The sequence below is a fragment of the Neorhizobium sp. DAR64872/K0K18 genome, from assembly GCF_050500175.1.
GTDB classification, from domain to species: domain Bacteria; phylum Pseudomonadota; class Alphaproteobacteria; order Rhizobiales; family Rhizobiaceae; genus Neorhizobium; species Neorhizobium soli.
Genome location: NZ_CP191446.1, coordinates 818,809 through 840,337, shown reverse-complemented (window position 1 = coordinate 840,337; position 21,529 = coordinate 818,809). Strand labels below are relative to the sequence as shown.

Genomic DNA, 21,529 nt, shown 5'->3' with positions numbered 1-21,529 from the left:
TCCGACTTATTTGCCCGGCTTGTAGATCTGGTCGAAGATGCCGCCATCGCCGAAGTGTTCCGGCTGCGCCTTTTTCCAACCGCCGAAGATCGGATCGTCGATGGTGACGAGCTTGATATCCGGCAACTGTTTCAGCAATTCAGGCTTTACCACATCGCGCCTGGACGGACGATAGAAGTGCTTGGCCGCAATGTTCTGGCCTTCGTCGGAATAGAGATACTGAAGATAGGCTTCGGCGACCTTGCGGGTGCCCTTCTCATCGACCGTCGCGTCGACCACCGCAACCGGCGGCTCTGCGAGGATCGAGATCGGTGGTACGACGATGTCGAATGCGTCCTTGCCGAATTCCTCGCCGGCGAGATAGGCCTCGTTTTCCCAGGCAAGCAGCACGTCGCCGATCTGGCGCTGCGCAAACGTCACCGTGGAGCCGCGGGCGCCGGTATCGAGGACGGGAGCGCGCTTGTAGAGATCGGCGATATAGGCCTTGATCTTGTCCTGGTCGCCCTTGAATTCTTCGTTAGCCCAGGCCCAGGCCGCCAGATAGTTCCAGCGGGCGCCACCTGACGTCTTCGGGTTCGGGGTGACGATCGAAACGTCGCCCTTGACCAGATCGCCCCAGTTCTTGATGCCCTTCGGATTGCCCTTGCGCACCAAAAAGACGATCGTCGACGTGTAGGGCGAGGAATTGTTCGGCAGGCGGGAACGCCAGTTTTCCTTGATCTTCCCGGCCTTCTGGATGGCGTTGATATCGCTTTCCAGCGCCAGCGTCACGACATCGGCACCCAGACCATCGATGACGGAGCGGGCCTGCGCGCCGGAGCCGCCATGCGACTGGCGGATGGCGACATCATCGCCACCTTCTGCCTTCCAGTGCTTGGCAAAGGCTGCGTTGAAATCCTTGTAGAGCTCGCGCGTCGGGTCATAGGACACGTTGAGGAGCTGGGTGGCTGAAAAAGCCGGTGCCACGCTGCCGGCGGCCAGCGTCACGCCGAGCGCCAGTGCCAGAAGCCGCTTCGATATCCCATCGGTAAAATTCAGCATGAATGCCTCCCCTGTGATCTGCCCAAACTCTACCGAGCCGGTCGTCTTAGTCAATCGACGGCGAAACCAAGGCAAAACTGTTTCCCTTTGACGGGCTGCGGCGACAAGGGCGCGTTCCCGCGAGGCCTAGAGGCGAAACGGCAGTGCTGGGAAAAGCGGAGGAAGGGGTAAGGCAATCCGGGAAGCGGGTCGGGTTTTGGACGAGAGAGGACGCCTCGAACAGGCCGTCAGAGGCCCGCATGTGCTCGATGGCCAATCAACGCGACACAGTAAATTCTTAGATGCGCGCTAGCCAGATACTAGGCCGACAGCAGTTCGCGCACCTGTCCGGCGTCGGCAGCGTCAGCGTCAGCTGCTGCCACTTCGACCCCAGCCCCTTCCACCGCATCGGCGATGGTAGTGCTGAACAGCACGTCGCGGGTGGCGTCAGCAACGCGGGCGAAGACGTGGCGGATTTCGCAGAGGTGTTCGCCGTCGCAATCGTCGCATTTGCGGTAGGCGGTCTGGGAGAGGCACGGCAGCGGCGCGATCGGTCCGTCGACCAGACGCAGCACTTCGCCGAAGGTGATGGCGTCGGCGGGCCGCAGGAGAAGATAGCCGCCCTGCTTGCCGCGCCGCGACACGACGATCCCCGAACGTTTGAGGTCGAGCAGGATCTGCTCCAGAAACTTCTTCGGAATGCTCTGCTGAACCGCGATCTCGGAGATCAGCATCGGTTCTTCAGGATCCGCCTGCGCCAGGGCCGTCAGGGCTCTCAACGCATATTTCGCCTTCTGGGATATCATACCGCGACCACTAACAGCAGCGCCGCCGCAAGGCCGAAATCGGTCTCACGTCGCCGCTTATTTTTCCTCTGGGCATCCACGATGAAGCCGCAACCGGCATTCGCGAGGAGCAGGCCGGCACGCGGCGATGCCGCAATGCAAAACCTGGTCCTGGGATAGCGCAAATGGCAAGAAATTACAAACCAATGGCCGCATTGGCGGGCAAAAAAGGCTCACATTTGGTTAAGGCGTCGGGTTTTCTGTGTAGGCGAAGCTTTGGAGAGATATTTGCTCCCGCAGTCCGAAGGTTGAAACGGCTTTTCCTGTCTTTCCGCAACGGGTCCGACAATAATCTTGCCATTGCTTACGGAAGATGACCGATGACCTTTCAGGACGTGGCAAGGCTTGACCATCAGGCACTTGCAGTAAATCTCGATACTCGCCTTGCAGGCCTCGACCTTGCCGGCCGTCTGTCGCTTGTGGCAGGGCTCGGCCGCGCCGTGTTCACCACGTCGCTCGGGATCGAGGATCAGGTGATAACAGCTGCGATCGGCACGCATCGTCTGCCGATCGAGGTATCGACGCTGGAGACCGGCCGGTTGTTTCGCGAAACCGTCGACCTGATCGCCGAGACCGAAGCGCGCTACGATCTCGAGATCATCAGGTTTTACCCTGACAAGGACGATGTCGATGCGTTTGTCGAAACCTACGGCATCAATGGTTTCTATGACAGCGTCGAAGCCCGCCACGCCTGCTGTCGTGTGAGGAAGCTGGTGCCGCTCGCGCAAGCGCTGTCCGGCGCCGAGATCTGGATCACCGGGCTTCGCCGCGGACAGTCCGGCAACAGGGCGACGACGCCGTTTGCCGAATTCGACGCCGAGCGCAACCTGATCAAGATCAATCCGCTGGCGGACTGGGACATCGACCGCATCAACGCGCATGTCGCGGCCGAGCATATCCCGATCAATCCGATGCACGCCCGCGGCTATCCGTCGATCGGTTGCGAGCCCTGTACCCGCGCCATCAAGCCGGGCGAGCCCGAACGGGCCGGCCGCTGGTGGTGGGAAAACGACGAGAAGCGCGAATGCGGTCTGCATGTTTCGGAAAGTCACGCGTCTGACGCGCAGGCCTCCGAAGACCCCGCGGCCCGCTCCTCGGTCATCCAAGGGGCAAGCGGCATCCGATGATCCGTCCGGATCGCAGCGCCTGCCGCCCTTGCCATCTATGTTGTGTCTTTAAGAATACCGGAGACTGAAATGCCCCTGTCAGTACAGGAAACGGAAATCAAGAACCCGCCCGTTTCCCGCCCGCCGCTCGATCCTCATCTGAAGGCGCTCGAAAACGAAGCGATCCACATCTTCCGGGAGGTGGCGGCCGAATTCGAAAACCCGGTCATGCTCTATTCGATCGGCAAGGATTCCTCCGTTCTGCTGCATCTCGCCCGCAAGGCCTTCTTCCCCGGTCGCGTGCCCTTCCCGCTTCTGCACGTGGACACGACGTGGAAGTTCAAGGAAATGATCGAGTTCCGCGACAAGATCGCAGAGGAATACGATCTCGACCTCGTGGTCCACAGCAATGTCCGCGGCAGGCAAGAAAACATCACGCCGTTCACCCATGGTTCGTCCTTCTACACCGACGTGATGAAGACCGAGGCGCTGAGGCAGGCGCTGGATGCCGGCGGTTACGACGCAGCCTTCGGCGGCGCGCGACGCGACGAGGAAGCAAGCCGCGCCAAGGAACGGATCTATTCGTTCCGCACGCCGGACCATAAATGGGATCCGCGCAACCAGCGGCCGGAACTTTGGAACGTCTATAACGGCATGATCCGCAAGGGAGAAAGCGTGCGCGCCTTCCCGCTCTCGAACTGGACCGAAGTGGATATCTGGCGCTACATCCAGGCGGAAAATATTCCGCTGGTGCCGCTCTACTACGCCGCCGAGCGCCCCTATGTGGAGCGCGACGGAATGATGATTCTGGCCGAAGATGAGCGGCTGGAACTGCTTCCCGGCGAAGAGATAAAGCATGGCTCGATCCGGTTTCGCACACTCGGCTGCTTCCCGCTGACAGGCGCGATCCGCTCGACCGCGTCGAACCTCGAAGAGGTCATCGCGGAACTGGAAATAGCCACGGTTTCCGAACGCCAGGGCCGCGCCATCGACCGCGATCAGTCGGGTTCGATGGAAAAGAAGAAGCGTGAAGGATATTTCTGAGATGAGCGTGACCGCAACATCCACCGCCGCTTCGGCCACCATTCTGCCCTTTGCGGAATCCGCTGCCAAGATCACCCGTGACGTGCGGCCGCTGCGGCTGATCACCTGCGGTTCCGTCGATGACGGCAAGTCGACCCTGATCGGCCGGCTTCTCTGGGATACCAAGGCCGTCAAGGAAGACCAGGCGGTGACGCTTGCCCGCGATAGCGGCGGCCAGAACGATCTCGGCCTGCCGGATTTCGCGCTGCTTCTCGACGGTCTCCAGGCCGAGCGCGAACAAGGCATCACGATCGACGTCGCCTATCGCTATTTCTCGACCGAGAAGCGTTCGTTCATCGTGGCCGACACGCCCGGCCATGAGCAGTATACCCGCAACATGGCAACCGGCGCCTCGACGGCCGATCTCGCCATTCTGCTCGCGGACGCCCGCGTCGGGCTTCTGGAACAGACCCGTCGGCATGCGACGATCGCATCCTTGATGGGCATCCGGCAATTCGTTCTCGCGGTCAACAAGTTCGACCTCGTGAATTACGACCGCGAGATCTTCGACCGGATCAGCCATGAATTCCGCGAATTCGCGCTGTCGCTCGGCGTTCGCCAGATCACCGCGATCCCGATGTCGGCGCTGAAGGGCGAAAACGTCGTCTATCCCGCCACGTCCACGATGCCGTGGTATGAAGGCCCGACGCTGGTCGAGGCGCTGGAACTTGCGACGACCCGCTCCACCCAGACCGGTGGCTTCCGCCTTCCCGTCCAGCGCGTCTCACGTCCCGGCGAAAGCTTTCGCGGCTATCAGGGCACGGTTGCGGGCGGCTCGATCAAGCCGGGCGACAGCGTCGTCATCCTGCCATCGGGCACGATTGCCAACGTCAAGCAGATCGTCACCTTCGACCTCGTGCGGAACGCTGCCGTCGCCGGCGACGCGATCACGCTGGTGCTCGACCGACAGGTGGATGTGGCGCGCGGCGACGTGATCGCCTCGCTCGACGGCCAGCCGATGAGCGGCGTCAGCTTCGAAGCGCAGATGGTGGCGTTGCAGCCTGGCGGCATCGAGCCGGGCAAGCGCTACTGGCTGAAAAGCGGTTCGCGCCGCCAGCGCGTGACGGTGGAGCCGATCTTGCAGCTCGACCTGCAGTCGGGCAGCTGGGCTCCGCATGCGTCCAGCCTCGACATGAACGCGATCGGCAAGGTGCGCCTGTCTTTCGAAGAGCAGGCGGTGTTCGACACCTACGAGCAGAACCGCTCGACCGGCGCCTTCATCCTGATCGACCCGGATACGCTGAATACGGTCGCCGGCGGTATGATCACGGCCAAGCGCGGCGAACTCGGCGGCATTCGCCGTGGCGAGCCAGTGCAGGGCGACCGCGTGATTCTCTCCCTGCCGGCCGATCTTGCCGAACTGCTGATGGCAACCGACGCGTTTGCCGCCCGCCGCGACGACGTTGAGATCCGCAGGGTGAGCGGCGCGGAAGCTGCCGAAATCCTGACATCGGGCGACAAAGACCGTTGATTTAAAACAGGAATTTTTAAACACTGATGGGCCGGGGTGCATAACCCGGCCCTTAGCCATCCCGGCAGGTTTGCCACACTTGGCGGCGAACCAATCGCCTAATCAAGCAGCATCGTGCACGAGACGTTTGCACAAGCGGCGGATCCACCTATATCATGCCTCCCTTCACCCTTCCGGGAGGCGCGCTGTGCAATCCAGCCTCGGGAACTGAGATCCGTTGCCGATGGAAAAACATCTACTTCGTTATATCTGGAATCATACGCGACCGCAGCAGTTATGGGTTCTCGCGATCGTTCTGATTTCGATGATTCCGTACTTCCTTGCGTTCGACCTTCCCAAGCAGATCATCAACGGGCCGATCCAGGGTGAAGGGTTCGAGATGGCGGCCGCAACCCGGCCCTTCCTCGCATTCCAGTTCACCATTCCTTTGACGCAGTGGTCCTTCGGTTTCGAAGGCTTCGAGCTCAACCGGCTGGCGACGCTGATGGCGCTTTCGGGCGTGTTCCTGCTGCTCGTCATCGTCAACGGGTTGTTCAAGTTCTACATCAACACCTACAAGGGACGCCTGGGCGAACGGCTGCTGCGCCGTATCCGCTACGAACTGGTGGACCGTCTTCTGCGGTTTCCGCCAAGCACGATGCGGCAGATCCGCGGTGCGGAAGTCTCCAGCATGGTCAAGGACGAGGTGGAGCCTTTCGGCGGCTTTACCGGTGACGCTTTCGTGCAGCCGGCCATGCTGGGTGGACAGGCGATCGCGGCCCTCACCTTCATTCTTTTGCAGAACCTGTGGCTCGGGCTGATCGCAGCCTTCATGGTGGCGATCCAGGTCGGCATCATTCCGAAGATGCGCCGTCGCCTGATCGATCTTGGCCGTCAGCGGCAGATCACCGCCCGGCATCTGGCGGGCAAGGTGGGCGAGATTGTCGAGGGCATGGATACGATCCACAGCTACGACACCAGCAATTACGAGCGTGCCGATATTTCCGACCGGCTGGGGCAGATCTTCCAGATCCGCTACGACCTCTATCGGTGGAAATTCATCGTCAAGTTCGTCAACAATTTCCTGTCGCAGCTGACGCCGTTTCTCTTCTATTCGATCGGCGGCTATTTTGCCTTGCGCGGCACGCTCGACGTCGGCCAGCTGGTGGCCGTCATCAACGCCTACAAGGACCTGCCGGGCCCGCTCAAGGAACTGATCGACTGGGACCAGGCACGCCAGGACGTTCAGGTGAAATACGAACAGGTGCGCGAACAGTTCGAGCCGGGCGTGCTGATCGCGCCGACGCTGCATGCGCTCGCCCACGATGTGCCGGACCATACGCCGTCTCCGCTTGCCGCTCTGAACCTCACCATCGTCGATGGCAGCGGCGCCCATATCGCCGAAAACGTGACACTCAAGATCGAGCCCGGCGAGCTGGTGGCGATGATCGACAATGCCGGCATCGGCGCCGAAGCGACGGCGGAAGCGTTCGGCCGCATTACCTGGCCGGCATCGGGCCGCGTGATGCTGGGCGAGGTCGACCTTCTGGAGCTGCCGGAAGCGGTGACCGGGCGTCAGGTCTCCTATGCGTCGGCCGACAGCTACTTTTTCCACGGGACGCTCAAGGACAATCTTCTCTACGGGCTCAAGCACGCGCCGGCCGTGCAGGAGAAGTCCGCAGACGAGCCCAAACACAAGAAGCTGCGGCGGCGCTGGAAAATGAGCGAAGCCGAACGCGCCGGAAACACGACGCACGATCCGTCCGTCGACTGGATCGACCGTCGATCCACCTCTGTATCGGAAGGCGGCGAAGACGATGTCAAGCAGTCGGTCTTGAGGGCCCTCGATGCGGTGCAGCTGACAGCCGACGTGATGGAACTGGCCTTGCATTCCTATCTCGACCCGGCCGAACACGAGGAACTGACCGGTCGTGTCGTCGAGATGCGGTTTGCCCTGCGCGAGGAACTCGCCAGTCAGGGGCTTGGCAATCTCGTCTCCTATTTCGATTTCAGCGCCTACAACACCGAAGCGACGGTGCGGGAAAACCTGCTGTTTGCGGCGACGCGCCAGTCGGCGGAACTGGATATGGAACTGGCCGAGGGAGAGTATGTCTTCGAAGTGTTGAAGACGGCCAATCTGTTCGACCTGTTCTACGACATGGGACTTTCGATCGCCGAAAACCTGTCGGAAATCTTCCAGGGCCTGCCGCCGGAACATCCGCTGTTCCAGCAGCTCGAGCATATCACCACCGACGATATCGCGTTCTACGAGCAGCTTTTGAAGCGCAAGCGCAGCCGCCGGGACTTCAAGCCCAGCGAGGACGACCGGCGCGCGGTGGTCAAGCTCAGCCTCTACTATATCGAGCCACGCTACCGCTTCGGCGTCCTGACCGCCGAGATCATGAACCAGATCGTTGCCACGCGCGACATCTTCTATGCCAACCTGCCGGCATCGCTGCGCAGCCGCATCGAGCGCTACGATCCGCACAAATACATGGGCTCGGCGACGCTTCGCGAAAACATCCTGTTCGGCAAGCTGTCGCAACGCAACGCCGACGCGCCGACCAAGATCCGCAACGTGGCGGGCAAGTTGCTGCGCGAAATGGGTCTCTATGAGAGCTTTATCGGCATCGGGCTGGACTACGACATGGGCGCCAGCGGCCGGCGGCTGACACTGGTCCAGCGCCACAAGCTGAGCCTGGCCCGAGCGCTGGTGCGGCGCTCCAATTATTACATCTTCAACAAGCCCCTTCCGGGCCTCGATCGGAGGGCTCAGGAAGAAATTGTTAAGAATGTGCTTCACTTCCTCGCTCAGCAGGACAATAATCCTTCTGTGGCGTGGGTTTTGTCGAATACTGCCCTGTCACGATTGTTTCATCGTGTTATCGTATTCGACAAGGGATCCGTGGCCGAAGACGACTCTTTTGAGGCTCTGGATACAAAGAGTGGTATTTTTAAATCGTTGGTGGCATAATATCGCAGCCGCCAACAAGATGACCAAATGGTGGAAACCATGTTGCTCAACGATGAAGTGCAGTTGCTGAAGAAAGTTCCTTATTTTTGCCGGGTCGATCCGTGCAAACTTAAGCTGCTTGCCTTTACCTCCGACCGCGTTCTCTACGAACCGGGGCAGGATATTTTCTCACAGGGCGACAGCAGCGATGCTGCCTACGTGATCCTGTGCGGAAAGGTCGACATGATCAGCGGTTCGGCGAATTCCGAGACCAAGATCGGTGAGGCCGGGTGCAATTCCATTATCGGCGAGATGTGCCTTCTCTCCAATTGCTCGCAGGCCGTGACAGCACGTGCCGTGACTGAGGTCGATGTTCTGCGCATTACCAAGGATGCCTTCTTCAAGGTGATCTCCGACAATCCGCGCATGAGCATGGAAATCAGCCGGACGCTGGCCGAAACGATCCGTGGTGCCCGCATGGACGACATGCGCCGGGACCGTCAGCACGCCTGATTGCCCGTCATCGGCCGTTATCCACAGGTTATCCACAGCCTTTCCCTCGGCTCATCCGCGGGTCTTTGAGCGCGCAAACGATGCCATTTGCGCGCGTTGGACACTCGGTCAGCGATGCTGACGATAGGTTTTCTCTGACCTGAATTTGTGGCGGAACACGGGCGTGGCGCTGGTCCTCACGCCCGTTTCACGGCCTGTTTATCGCTTGCGATAATAGAAGTAGCGGCCCTCTTCCACACTCGGCAGGCGTGGCAGTTCTTCAAGATCGGGGTGGTCGAGCGGCAGCCCGCTGACGGCATAGGCGCCTGACGCGAGCATGCCAGCCGCCATTTGCGGCAACCACTGCAAGGTTCTCGCATCCGCATCCGGATAGCCGGTGCCGATATCCGCATGCACGAGGGCAGCGTTCTTGCCGACATAAGCCTGGCCGGTATCCTTGATCTCTCCCAGCACGACGTCGTCTTCGGACGGTGCTTCAGTGCGGTGGGCGCCGTTGGAGCGGTCGAAGGCGAGGATGCGGCGGTCGGCGAACAGCTCGCGCAGATGGCTATAGGTGCGGCCGTTGCCGATGCCGACCTCGTAGACATCGCCCGATGCCGGCAGGCCGAGATCGTTCTTGATGTGATTGAGGATGTCGCGCTGCGCGGTCATCCGGTTGATGAAGCTGTCCAGTCTGCTCATTGCTTTCCCTTTTCCGGCGATCAAGCGTTGAGATAGGGCACGGTTACGCCTTGACGATGGTTTGCGACGTGATGCCGCGATTGGCCATCGCATTGCGGGTATCTACGACCAGCGGCGCGTCATCGGCAATCGCCTGGTAGTCGAAGCTGTCATGATCGGTGGCGATGACGACGGCATCGAAATCGCCGAGTTGATCGAGCGCGACGGACTTGCGGCCCATCAGGTGACCGTATTCGCGGGTGCGCGGCACTTCGGAGACGTAAGGGTCGTGATAGGCCACGTCGGCACCGCGTTCCAGAAGCAGTTCCATCAGCCGCAGCGACGGGCTTTCGCGGATATCGGGCACGTTCTTCTTGTAGGCGAGACCGAGGATGAGAACCCGCGAACGGCTGAGCGCCTTGCCGAGCATGCGGTCGAGCGCTTCGGCCAGCCGGTCGACGACATAGCGCGGCATCGCCGTGTTGATCTCGCCGGCAAGTTCGATGAAGCGCGTCGGCTGGTCGTATTCGCGCGATTTCCAGGTGAGGTAGAACGGGTCGATCGGGATGCAGTGACCGCCAAGGCCCGGGCCCGGATAGAAGGGCATGTAGCCGAACGGCTTGGTCTTGGCGGCGGCGATGACTTCCCAGACGTCGATGCCCATCCGCTCGTAGACGATCTTCAACTCGTTCACGAGCGCGATATTGACGGCGCGAAAGACGTTTTCCGTGAGCTTGACCGCTTCCGCGGTGCGGGTGCCGGAGACCGGAACGATGGTTTCGACGACGGCGCCGTAAAAGGCGGACACCATGGCAGACGCCGCTTCGCCATCGCCGGCAACGACCTTCGGAATGGTCGAGGTCTGGAAATCGCGGTTGCCGGGGTCTTCGCGTTCCGGCGAATAGCCGAGGAAGAAATCCTCGCCCGCAACCAGCCCGGTCTTTTCGAGGATCGGCTTCATCACCTCTTCGGTGGTGCCGGGATAGGTGGTGGATTCGAGAACGACGAGCTGGCCCTTGCGCAGGGTGCCAGCGATCTGTTCGCAGGTTTTCGCGACGTAGGAGAGGTCCGGCTCGCGGTGACGGGTAAGCGGCGTCGGCACGCAGATGGCGATCACGTCGCATTCGGCAAGGCGTGCGAAATCGGTCGTCGCTGCAAAACGGCCGGCATCGCGCTCGGCGGAAAGCACGTCGTCGGGCACCGCCTCGATATAGCTCTTGCCCGCTTCGATCGCGGTCATCTTGGACGGATCGATGTCGAAACCGGTGACCTTGAAGCCGGCGCGGGCAACCGTCATGGCGAGCGGCAGGCCGACATAGCCGAGGCCGATGACGCCGATCATTGCGCGCTTGTCTTCGATGGCGGACAAAAGATCCGTCGCCTGTGGCGATTGCTGGTTCAAGGATGGCACTCCGGAGGCATTCGAACTGGGAAGCCATCAGGTGAGCCCAACGACTGTCTCTGTCAAGAGATCGGGCTTTTCACGCTGGCGTGACGGATGCTATCTCACAGCATGGACATCGCTTTCTATGCGCCGCTGAAATCGCCGAACCATACCGTCCCCTCAGGCGACCGGCTGATGGCACGCCAGCTGATCGAGATCCTTGGTGTCAGGGGGCACCGGGTCGATCTGGTTTCGGAGTTCCGCGCGTTTCTGCCGGAGCAGACCTCGCCGACCGGAGAACGCGATGCGCAGGCGGCGCGCGAGGTCGAGCGGATTTCGACTGAGTGGGAAAGACGACTGGCCGCAGGCGAGAGACTGCCGGACCTGTGGTTTACCTACCATCTCTATTACAAGGCACCGGACCTGATCGGCCCTACCCTCTGCCGCCGTTTTGGCATTCCCTATGTGACGGCGGAAGCCTCCTATTCGCATCGGCGCAATTTGGGGCAGTGGGCGGAAGCGCAGGAAATTGTAGTGGATGCGGTCGCACTGGCGGCGACCAATATCTGTTTCACTGAACGCGACGGACGCGGGCTTGCGGAGGTGGTGCCGGATGTGAGGCTTTCGCGGCTGTTTCCGTTTATCGATCCGACGCCCTATCTGGCCCGCGCGCCATCGCCCGAACCGGGGCGGCTGGTGGCTGTCGGCATGATGCGGCCGGGCAACAAGTTTGCCTGTTATGCAGCGCTTGCCGAGGCGTTGAAGCAGATTGCCCATCGTAACGACTGGCACCTCATGGCGATCGGCGACGGGCCGATGCGGGAGGAGGTGGAGGCGCTCTTCGGCGACGCGCTTGGCGGGCGGGTGGAGTGGATGGGCTTGCAGAGCGCCGAGGAGGTTGCAGCGCTGCTTTCGACCGCATCGATGCTGACATGGCCGGGGGTTTCGGAAGCCTATGGGCTATCCTATCTGGAGGCGCAGGCATCCGGCGTGCCTGTCGTGGCGGAAAACGGCGCCGGTGTGCCCGAGGTGGTGACCGACGGGATCGGCGGCATCCTGACGCCACCGGGAGATGCGGCGGCCTATGCAGCGGCAATCGAGCGGCTGCTGGATGACGAGACGGAACGGTTGCGGCTTGGCCACGCTGCGCGCGATTTCGTCGTGTCGCAACGATCGATCATGGCTGCGGCCGACAGGCTTGACGAGATCATCACCGCCATAGGCGCAAAGGAAAAAGCATGATCGAAAACGACCTGAGGCTGGCGCTCGACAAGCTTGCGGACAACGGACGGCGGATCGATTTCTGGCTGCGCGACGACGACGCTGTGGAGCCGACGGAACAGCTGGCAAAGCTTGCGACCATGACCGATGCGTTTTCGGTCCCGGCGACTCTTGCTGTCATCCCCGAGAAGACGGGCGCCGATCTCGCATTCTATCTCGACACCCAGCCGCATCTCGACGTCGCGGTGCATGGCTGGTCGCATCGCAACTATGCGGGTGCGGGTGCGGGTGCGGGCGAAAAGAAGCAGGAACTCGGAAGCCATCGCCCCCTGCCCGATATCGTGTCCGAGCTGAAACGCGGGTTCGACAAGCTGGCGGCGTGGCACGCTCCCCGCTTCGTGCCGATGCTGGTGCCGCCGTGGAACCGGATCGCGCCCGAACTGATCGATGCGCTGCCGGGGCTCGGTTTCAAGGCACTTTCCACCTTCGGGCCGGAAAAGACGGCGCCGGTTGCGATGCTGAACAGCCATGTTGACATCATGGACTGGCACGGAACCCGCGGCGGACGGCCGGCTTCCGATCTCATTACAGAGACGATCGCGCTGATCGAGACACCGGACCGGGCGCCTGTCATCGGCGTGCTCGGCCATCATCTCGTGCATGACGACAATGCCTGGCATTTCCTCGACCTGTTGTTCGGCGTGACGGCGGACCACCCCGCCTGCCGCTGGCGCTCGGCCCACGACCTGCTGGGGCTCTGACCCGACGCGTTGACTATCGCTTCGAGCCTACCAGCTCTTCCAGGCGACCAGCAGGCCTTCTCCTGATGTGACCGCATCCGCGCAGGCTTTCTCGACATCTTCGATCGGTGCGCCGCGCTTCAACGATGCAGCGACGAGGCCGAAGGGGGCGAGAAACACGTTGGTCTGGCGAAACAGCATGGTCATGATCAGCGGACCCGTCGACCACCAGGCGGGTGCCTGCGGCAGGGCCGCCATCACGTCCGGAAACACGGCGAGCATCTTTGCAAAGGCTGGATGGCCGGGCGGCGCGGCAATGAAGGAATTGGCAAGCAGAAGACTTCCCGCCCCGACATCGCGCGCCACATCCTCGGCGATGGCACCGAGACCGATCAGCGGCAGGAGATCGCCGAACCCGATATCCTCGCGGGTCGGATACCAGTCGCAGTCGAGATAGATGCCGCCATGCTCAAGGAGAATGGCGTAGCGGGCGACATCGACGGCGCCTGGATAGTCTCCGTCTTCAAGCATCGCGAGATAGGCCGGATGGCTTGCGATGCCGAGCTGTTCGAGATCCGCCTCGCGCCACAGCCGGTATTCGAAGCCGGTCGCCTTGGCATGGCTTTCCCAGCGCGCGACGGCTGGCGGCAGCGGCAGGGAGCCGATCCAGATCTGGTGAATGATGCGCGGCACCGGCTTTCGCCCAAGCTCCGCCATCAACCGTTTCTCGTCTGCATCGAAGGTGATGAACGGCGCCATGACGGCGGGATCGGGCACGAGGCCGTGCTGCAGACCGACGCGGCCGATTGCGTCGCCCTCCGCCTTGGCAAGCTTCAGCCATGCGGAGTGAAGCTTGCGCGGCATTCCGAGAGCCGTGCGCTCGCCCAGAACATCCGTCGTCATCACCGTTTCGTCGGCGGAAAGTGCTGTTAGAGCGGCCTGCGCCTCCTCCAGTCTTCCGGCCTCGATCAGGGCGCGGGCATCGGTGATTTTGCGCTTATAGGTTTTCTGGTCAGACTTTTCGGCTGGCACGTGTAATTTCACCTCGCTGTCACGCAACGCTCCTAGGGGATATGCGTTTAACACTCGAATTTCTCGATCTCCGCCAAGAGGTCAGGCTTATTGGCGCAGATGTCAACCGACATGCAGGGGGGCGCATGATAGGGACGATCGGCAGCGGGGTTGCTGCAATGGACAGGTGCACGAGCGTGCGCTACCGTGTTTTGCAATCGATCAATCTTACCTCTCTGCTCCATTCTCCGGGAGCCGGACTTCATTGATGAACCCACCGAAGGAAGTTCTCCGCATCGAAGGATTGAACGTGTCGTTCCCGGTCTGGGGCGGCGCGATCCAGGCGGTCCGGAATCTCAGCATGCGGATACGCCCGGGCCAGGTCACGGCACTGGTGGGCGAAAGCGGTTCCGGCAAGTCGGCTCTCGGCCGCGCGATCATGGGGATCGAGACCGACGTCGCCAAGATTTCCGGGCGCGCGGTGTTCGACGATCCAGCGACCGGCCAGTCCGTCGATTTGATTGCGCTGCCCCGCGACGGGCGGCAGATCCGCGCGATCCGCGGCAGCCGCATCGGCATGATCTTTCAGGAACCAATGACCTCGTTCTCGCCGATCCACACGGTCGGCAACCAGATCGAGGAAAGCCTGAAAATCCATACGGCGATGTCGCCTGCGGAGCGGCGAGAGGCGAGTGAGGAGACGCTGTCTCTGGTCGGTTTCGACAATCCTGCCCGCGTGTTCGACATGTATCCGTTCGAGCTTTCCGGCGGCATGCGCCAGCGTGCGATGATCGCGATGGCTCTGGTCTGTCGCCCGGCGCTTCTGATCGCCGACGAGCCGACGACGGCGCTCGACGTGACGATCCAGGCGCAGATCCTCAAGCTGCTGCAGGAGTTGCAGGCCAAGCTCGGCATGGCGATGCTCCTGATCACCCACGATCTCGGTGTCGTTGCATCGATGGCCGATGAAGTGGTGGTGGTCTATCGCGGCGAGGTCATGGAGGCTGGCTCCGCCTCGGACATTTTCCGCAATCCGCAGCATCCCTACACGAAGGGGCTGATGGCAGCGGTGCCGGATTTCGACAGGCCACGCGAGGAACGCCTGAAGCCGCTGCGGGAAATCAAGGTGGATACGGTCGGCCTGATGGGACGGCGCAAAAGCGAGAAGGTCCTCCCCGAGATACTGCTGTCGGTCAACCACGTCACCAAGAGCTTCGTCACCAAGAAGGGTGCAGGCTTCGGTTTCGGGGCAAAGCCCGAGCGCACGGTCGCGGTCAACGATGTCAGCTTCGAGATCCGCCGTGGCGAGACGCTTGGTCTCGTGGGCGAAAGCGGCTGCGGCAAGACCACGCTCAGCAAAATCCTGATGCGCGGACTGTCGGTCGATCATGGCAGTGTCGTCTATAACGGCGAAAACGGTCCGGTCGACGTGCTCAACTGCGAAGGCGAAGTGCTGGACGATCTGCGCACCCGTCTGCAGATGGTGTTCCAGGATCCGGTCTCATCACTTTCGCCGCGCATGCCGGTTCGCAGCATCATTCGCGAACCGCTCGACATCCATGACCGCGGCCCGCTGGCCAAGCGGCAGGAAGCGGTGCGCCGGCTGATCCATGCGGTGGGCATGCCCGAAAGCGCGCTGATGCGCTATCCGCATTCGTTCTCCGGTGGCCAGCGCCAGCGTATCGGCATCGCGCGGGCGCTGGCTCTCGGACCCGACCTGGTGATCTGCGACGAACCGGTTTCGGCGCTCGACGTGTCGATCCAGGCGCAGGTGCTGAACCTGATGAAGGACCTGAAGTCCGAACTCGGGCTGACCTATCTGTTCATCTCGCACAATCTGGCGGTCGTGAACTACATGGCAGACCGGGTGGCGGTGATGTATGCGGGGCGGATCGTGGAGATCGGCCCCTGCGAAACGATCATGCGGGCACCTGTTCATCCCTATACGAAGAAACTGCTGGCCGCCGTGCCTCTGCCGAGCCTCGACCACAAACTGGATTTCGAGACGATCGGCACGCCGACGGCATCGGCCATGAAGATCTGGGGCAAGCAGTTCCTGGACGAGAAGGACAGCGCGGAGCTGACCCATGTGGATCTCGGCGGCGGGCATCTGGTTCTTGCCCGCACCAATGTCGATGCGCGGGAGCTTGTGGCAGGATGACGATTTCCAGACGGCATATGCTGGCCCTGTTGGGCTCGGTCGCGGGTGCAACCGCAATCCCGGCGCGGGTGTTTGCGGCCTTTAGCCAGTCCGACTATCTGGCGCAGATCCCGACCGAGACGCCGCTGCCTCCCATCGAGGAGCGTCTGCCGAAGACGCCGCGCGTCCTCAACCTTGCAGAGCGCGGGCTCAAGCCCGGACGTTACGGCGGTTCGATGCGGATGCTGATCGGCGGCCAGCGCGACATCCGCTTCATGCCGATCAACTGTTACGCCCGGCTGGTGGGATATAATTCCGACCTGAAGCTGGAAGCCGATATTCTGGAAGCCTACGAGGTCGAGAACGACCGCGTCTTCACCTTCCGCTTACGCGAAGGCCATAAATGGTCGGACGGGAGCCCGTTCACGGCCGATGATTTCCGCTATGTCTGGGATGATGTCTTTCACGAGAAGAAGCTCGCCAAGGGCGGACCGCCGGCCGGGCTGATGATCAACGGCAAGCCGCCGCGGTTCGAGGTGATCGATGCGCGCACCGTGCGCTACAGCTGGGACGATCCGAACCCCGATTTCCTCGCCGACCAGGCCTCGCCTTCGCCGATCCGGCTGATGTTCCCTGCTGCCTACATGAAGCAGTTCCATATGCGCTACCAGACGAAGGAGCTGCTGGCACAGCATATCGCCCGCGAACGCGTGGACGACTGGGCGGCGCTGCACCAGAAGATGTCGCGCGTGGTGCGGCCGGAAAACCCGAACCTGCCGACGCTGGATGCCTGGCGCAACCGCACGGCGCCGCCGGCCGAGCGCTTCGTGTTCGAGCGCAACCCCTATTACTACCGCGTCGACGAAAACGGCTTGCAGCTTCCCTATATCGACAAGGTGATGCTGGACGTGTCCTCCGCGGACCTGATCGCCGCCAAGACCGGCACCGGCGAGAGCGACCTGCAGGTGACCAACCTCGATTTTGCCGATTACACGTTCCTGAAGAATGCCGAGCAGCGCTACCCGTTGAAGGTGGATCTGTGGAAGCGGACGCAAGGATCGCGCATGGCGCTGTTTCCCAACCTAAACTGCAAGGATGAAGGCTGGCGCAACCTCTTCCGCGACGTGCGCTTCCGGCGTGCGATGTCTCTTGCGATCAATCGCGGCGAAATCAACAAGGCGGTGTTCTATGGTCTTGCGACCGAGAGCTCCAATTCGATCCTGCCCGACAGCCCGCTGTTCAAGCCGGAATACCAGAAGGCCTGGGCCGCTTTCGATCCTGATCAGGCGAACCGGCTGCTCGACGAGATCGGTCTTGCCATGGATGATAGTGAGGGCATGCGCCGCCTGCCCGATGGCAGGCTGGCGAAGATCATCATCGAGATCACCGGCGAAAGCACGTTCGAGACCGATGCCTTGGAACTGATCGGCGACCAGCTGCTGCAGGTCGGCATCAAGATCTACCCGCATGTGGCCCAGCGTGAGCTTCTGCGCCGGCGGGTGAAGGGTGGCGATGCGATCATGTCGGTCGGCGGCGGCCTCGACAATGGCGTTCCGACAGCCGACATGGCGCCGAAGGAACTGGCACCGACCAGCGACGACCAGCTGCAATGGTCGATCTGGGGCCTGCATGCGCTTTCCGGCGGCAGCGATGGCAAGGCGCCTGATCTTCCCGAGGCAAAGGCGCTACTGGACCTTTACAGTGAATGGCGCAAGGCCGAGGGTTTCGACCAGCGGACGGATGTCTGGCACAAGATGCTGGCGCTGTTTACCGACCAGGTCTTTACGATCGGCATCGTCAACGCCACGCTGCAGCCCGTCGTGCAATCGTCCAAGCTGCAAAACGTGCCGTCGAAGGCGCTCTATGGTTTCGACCCCACATCCTATCTCGGCGTCTATCTGCCGGATGCATTCTGGTATGACGAGGAAACTGCCTGATGTTCCGCTACATTATCTGGCGCATCCTCGTGATGATCCCGACGCTGGTCCTGATCTCGATGCTGATCTTCACGATCATCGAGCTGCCGCCGGGCGACTATTTCGAAAGCTATGTCGAACAGCTGAAGGCGATGGGCGAAAAGGCCGATCTTCAGGAGATCGAAGACCTGCGTGCCCGTTACGGTTTCGATCAGCCCGAGCCGATCCGCTACCTCAACTGGGTGGCCGGCATGATGACCGGCGATTTCGGCTATTCGTTCGAATACCGCATGCCTGTCACGGACGTGGTCGGTGACCGGGTGTGGCTGACGATCCTCGTTTCCACCCTGACCATCATCATCACCTGGGTTCTCGCCTTCCCGATCGGCGTCTATTCGGCCACCCACCAGTATAGCTGGGGTGATTACGGGCTGACGCTTCTTGGCCTGATCGGTCTTGCGGTTCCGAATTTCGTGCTGGCCCTCGTTCTCATGTATCTCGCCAACATCTATTTCGGCACGTCGATCGGCCATCTGATGGACGCGCAGTACATGTCGGAATCGATGAGCTGGGCGAAGTTCAAGTCGATCCTCGAGCATATCTGGATCCCGGTGCTGATCATCGGCACCGCCGGGACAGCCGGCATGGTGCGGCGGCTTCGGGCCAATCTTCTGGATGAGCTGCACAAGCAGTATGTGATGACCGCGCGTGCCAAGGGCCTGCATCCGTTCAAGGTTCTGACCAAGTATCCGCTGCGGATGTCGCTCAACTTCTTCATCTCCGATATCGGCTCGATCCTGCCCTCGATCATTTCAGGGGCTGAAATCACCGCGGTCGTGCTTTCGCTCGAAACCACAGGTCCGATGCTGATCCGCGCCCTGCAGAGCCAGGACATGTATCTTGCCGGCTCGTTCCTGATGTTCCTCAGCTTCCTCACTGTTATCGGCGTGCTGATTTCAGACATTGCGCTTGCGATGTTCGACCCGCGCATCAGGCTTCGCGGCGGGAGAACCAAATGACGGTGATCGACAGCAGCGATGCGGGCAAGCTGCCGCATTACGTCCGCGAGGGGGCCTTCGACCCTTACGAGATCGAGCGCGATGCCGACGGCAGTGCGCTGAAGGTTCACGAGGCGTCGCAGCTGCAGCTGATGTGGTGGCGCTTCAAACGGCACCGGCTGGCGCTGATCTCCGGCATCCTTCTGCTCATCGCCTATCTGATGATCGTGGTCGTCGAGTTCCTGGCGCCCTACAAGGTGCATACCCGCAATATCGATTTCATCTACGCGCCGCCGCAATCGGTGCATCTGTTCCACGAGGGTAACTTCGTCGGTCCGTTCGTCTACGGCCAGAAGATGGACCTGGACATGACAACGCTGCGCCGGAACTATTCCGACGACACGGCCGATGTGCAGAAGCTGCGCTTCCTCTGCCAGGGCGATCCCTACCGGTTCTGGGGCGTGGTGGAGATGAGCACGCATCTGGTCTGCCCCGCAGAAGGCGGCCAGTTCCACCTGCTCGGCACCGACCGTCTCGGCCGCGACATGCTGTCGCGCATTCTCTACGGCGCGCGGATCTCGCTGACGATCGGCCTGCTCGGCGTGGCCACCAGCTTCATCCTCGGCATCGTCATCGGCGGCATCGCCGGCTATTGGGGCGGCTGGTTTGATACGGTGACCCAGCGCATCATCGAGGTACTGCAATCGATCCCCAGCATTCCGCTGTGGCTGGCGCTTGCAGCCGTGATGCCGGCCGACTGGAGCCCGCTCGTCATCTATCTCGGCATCACCTTCATCCTCGGTCTGCTCGACTGGACAGGGCTTGCGCGCGCGGTGCGCTCCAAACTGCTGTCGCTGCGCGAAGAGGATTACGTGCTTGCCGCACAGCTGATGGGTGCCGGCAGCACGCGCATCATCGGTCGGCACCTGATCCCCGGTTTCATGTCGCATCTGATCGCCAGCGCGACGCTGACAATTCCGGGCATGATCCTTGGCGAGACGACGCTGAGCTTCCTCGGCCTCGGTCTTCGCCCGCCGATCACGAGCTGGGGCGTTCTTCTCACAGAAGCGCGAAGCGTCAGCGCTATCGCACTTTATCCTTGGCTGCTGCTGCCGGTCGTGCCAGTGATATTCGTCATACTTGCCTTCAATTTCCTCGGTGATGGTCTTAGAGATGCGGCAGATCCATATAAATAGTGACTGCTGCTTCAAGCCGCTTTGTCAGCCACTTCGTTGCCGGTAGGAGTTTCGGGCATGCCGCGACATTTGAATAATGCCCGCATTCTCATGTACAGCCATGACACGTTCGGGCTCGGTCACCTGCGGCGGTGCCGCACCATCGCTCATTCGCTGGTGGAGAATTACCGCGGCGTGCAGGTGCTGATCATTTCCGGCGCGACGATTGCCGGTGCCTTCGATTATCGCGCCCGGGTGGATTTCGTGAAGATCCCCAGCGTGATCAAGCTGCACAATGGCGATTACACGTCGATGGACCAGCATATCGATCTGGCCGAGACGCTGAAGATGCGCCATTCCAGCATTCGCCATACCGCCGAAAGCTTCGAGCCCGACATCTTCATCGTCGACAAGGAGCCGCTTGGCCTTCGCGGCGAAGTGGAGGACACGCTGGTCTATCTGAAGACCAAGGGCACACGTCTGGTGCTCGGCCTTCGCGACGTGATGGACGCGCCGCATCTGCTCAAGGCCGAATGGGAGCGTCACGATACGCTGCGCAAGATCGGCCAGCTCTATGACGACGTGTGGGTCTACGGCCCGCCGGAATTCCACGATCCGCTCGAAGGGCTGGATGCGCCGGCATCCGTGCGCAAGAAAATGCATTTCGTCGGCTTCCTGCAGCGTAAGGTAACGTCCGGTGCCGTGCCGGAAACCGATGCGGACGAAGATTACCTGCTGGTGACGACCGGTGGTGGCGGCGATGGCGCAGACCTGGTGCGCGACGTGATTGCAGCCTATCAGGCCGATCCGGCGCTGACCTACAAGACGGTGATCGTGCTTGGGCCCTACATGCCGGCCGAGCAGCGCGCCGTCTTTACCGAAGCCTGCAAGGACGATCCGCGCCTTGAGGTGATCGAGTTCGACAACCGCATGGAAGACCGGATCGCTGGCGCCAAGGCGGTAATCGCCATGGGCGGCTACAACACCTATTGCGAGATCCTGTCATTCGACAAGCCGGCGCTGATCGTGCCGCGCACGCAGCCGCGCGAGGAACAGCTGATCCGTGCGACACGCGGCGCGGAGCTCGGTCTCGTCGACATGCTGTCTGCCGACGACAGTGCCGATGCCACGAAATTTGCAGCCGCGATCAAGGCGCTGTGGCAGCGCGACCCGCCCTCGGTGACGGCACCCGGCTTGCAGATGGAAGGCCTGCCCCATATCGGCGAGATCGTCGAAGGGTGGATGAAGAACAAGGGACGCCACCTTGCGATTGCGCAAGGGTAACACGCCCTCTCCTGACCGGACGCAGTGCCG

The 21,529-nt window shown here is 61.6% G+C and carries 17 protein-coding genes; 12 read left to right on the top strand and 5 right to left on the bottom strand.

Annotated elements, in window-relative coordinates; translation table 11 throughout:
* Positions 1-6: 6 nt before the first annotated feature.
* Both ACQY1P_RS09335 and ACQY1P_RS09330 read right to left on the bottom strand, forming a co-directional pair.
* Complete coding sequence (locus ACQY1P_RS09335; protein WP_092661552.1) at positions 7-1,041, bottom strand: sulfate ABC transporter substrate-binding protein; 1,035 nt, start codon at positions 1,039-1,041, stop codon at positions 7-9.
* Positions 1,042-1,340: 299 nt separating this feature from the next.
* Complete coding sequence (locus ACQY1P_RS09330) at positions 1,341-1,826, bottom strand: RrF2 family transcriptional regulator (protein WP_209900135.1); 486 nt, start codon at positions 1,824-1,826, stop codon at positions 1,341-1,343.
* 359 nt (positions 1,827-2,185) lie between these two features.
* Here ACQY1P_RS09330 and ACQY1P_RS09325 point away from each other — a divergent pair, with 359 nt between their 5' ends.
* The 5 genes from ACQY1P_RS09325 (at position 2,186) to ACQY1P_RS09305 (ending at position 8,970) form a co-directional block, all read left to right on the top strand.
* Complete coding sequence (locus ACQY1P_RS09325) at positions 2,186-2,992, top strand: phosphoadenylyl-sulfate reductase (protein WP_430256229.1); 807 nt, start codon at positions 2,186-2,188, stop codon at positions 2,990-2,992.
* A 69-nt stretch (positions 2,993-3,061) separates the two neighbouring features.
* Positions 3,062-4,015 carry a sulfate adenylyltransferase subunit CysD gene (gene cysD / locus ACQY1P_RS09320; protein WP_192076571.1) on the top strand — a complete coding sequence of 318 codons (954 nt, stop codon included), beginning with the start codon at positions 3,062-3,064 and terminating at the stop codon, positions 4,013-4,015.
* 1 nt (position 4,016) lies between these two features.
* Positions 4,017-5,525, top strand: coding sequence for a sulfate adenylyltransferase subunit CysN (cysN, locus tag ACQY1P_RS09315; RefSeq protein ID WP_192076570.1), 1,509 nt, complete (start codon positions 4,017-4,019; stop codon positions 5,523-5,525).
* Between the two features lie 223 nt (positions 5,526-5,748).
* Positions 5,749-8,478: an ABC transporter transmembrane domain-containing protein gene (locus tag ACQY1P_RS09310; protein WP_062453552.1), complete on the top strand. Its 2,730-nt coding sequence runs from the start codon at positions 5,749-5,751 to the stop codon at positions 8,476-8,478.
* A gap of 39 nt (positions 8,479-8,517) precedes the next feature.
* Complete coding sequence (locus ACQY1P_RS09305) at positions 8,518-8,970, top strand: cyclic nucleotide-binding domain-containing protein (protein WP_062454806.1); 453 nt, start codon at positions 8,518-8,520, stop codon at positions 8,968-8,970.
* 198 nt (positions 8,971-9,168) lie between these two features.
* Here the strand turns inward: ACQY1P_RS09305 and ACQY1P_RS09300 are convergent, their stop codons facing one another.
* A complete protein-coding gene (locus tag ACQY1P_RS09300; protein ID WP_062453553.1) occupies positions 9,169-9,651 on the bottom strand; it encodes a class I SAM-dependent methyltransferase in 483 nt (160 codons plus the stop codon).
* A gap of 43 nt (positions 9,652-9,694) precedes the next feature.
* Entirely contained in the window at positions 9,695-10,972 is a 1,278-nt protein-coding gene (locus ACQY1P_RS09295) for a nucleotide sugar dehydrogenase (RefSeq protein WP_092662443.1), read from the bottom strand.
* 171 nt (positions 10,973-11,143) lie between these two features.
* Here ACQY1P_RS09295 and ACQY1P_RS09290 point away from each other — a divergent pair, with 171 nt between their 5' ends.
* On the top strand, positions 11,144-12,256 hold the full coding sequence (locus ACQY1P_RS09290; RefSeq protein WP_430256226.1) for a glycosyltransferase family 4 protein: 1,113 nt from the start codon (positions 11,144-11,146) through the stop codon (positions 12,254-12,256).
* Entirely contained in the window at positions 12,253-12,996 is a 744-nt protein-coding gene (locus tag ACQY1P_RS09285) for a polysaccharide deacetylase family protein (RefSeq protein WP_430256224.1), read from the top strand. Before ACQY1P_RS09290 ends, ACQY1P_RS09285 begins: the two co-directional genes overlap by 4 nt.
* Positions 12,997-13,023: 27 nt before the next feature.
* Here ACQY1P_RS09285 and ACQY1P_RS09280 read toward each other — a convergent pair whose 3' ends face one another.
* The gene (locus tag ACQY1P_RS09280; RefSeq protein WP_430256222.1) at positions 13,024-14,007 is read right to left on the bottom strand and encodes a glycosyltransferase family 32 protein; all 984 of its coding nucleotides are present in this window, start codon (positions 14,005-14,007) and stop codon (positions 13,024-13,026) included.
* Between the two features lie 247 nt (positions 14,008-14,254).
* Between ACQY1P_RS09280 and ACQY1P_RS09275 the strand changes: the two genes are divergently transcribed.
* Genes ACQY1P_RS09275 through ACQY1P_RS09255 form a run of 5 tightly spaced genes read left to right on the top strand, consistent with a single transcriptional unit; the run spans position 14,255 to position 21,499 of the window.
* Positions 14,255-16,147, top strand: a complete 1,893-nt coding sequence (locus ACQY1P_RS09275) for an ABC transporter ATP-binding protein (protein ID WP_430240872.1) — start codon at positions 14,255-14,257, stop codon at positions 16,145-16,147.
* Positions 16,144-18,063 (top strand): ABC transporter substrate-binding protein, encoded by a 1,920-nt coding sequence (locus ACQY1P_RS09270; protein ID WP_246454000.1) that lies wholly within the window; start codon positions 16,144-16,146, stop codon positions 18,061-18,063. The genes ACQY1P_RS09275 and ACQY1P_RS09270 overlap by 4 nt, the downstream gene beginning before the upstream one ends.
* A complete protein-coding gene (locus ACQY1P_RS09265) occupies positions 18,063-19,061 on the top strand; it encodes an ABC transporter permease (protein ID WP_062453560.1) in 999 nt (332 codons plus the stop codon). Before ACQY1P_RS09270 ends, ACQY1P_RS09265 begins: the two co-directional genes overlap by 1 nt.
* Entirely contained in the window at positions 19,058-20,236 is a 1,179-nt protein-coding gene (locus ACQY1P_RS09260) for an ABC transporter permease (protein WP_430256220.1), read from the top strand. Before ACQY1P_RS09265 ends, ACQY1P_RS09260 begins: the two co-directional genes overlap by 4 nt.
* A 57-nt stretch (positions 20,237-20,293) precedes the next feature.
* Positions 20,294-21,499 carry a glycosyltransferase family protein gene (locus ACQY1P_RS09255; RefSeq protein ID WP_062453562.1) on the top strand — a complete coding sequence of 402 codons (1,206 nt, stop codon included), beginning with the start codon at positions 20,294-20,296 and terminating at the stop codon, positions 21,497-21,499.
* Positions 21,500-21,529: the final 30 nt, after the last annotated feature.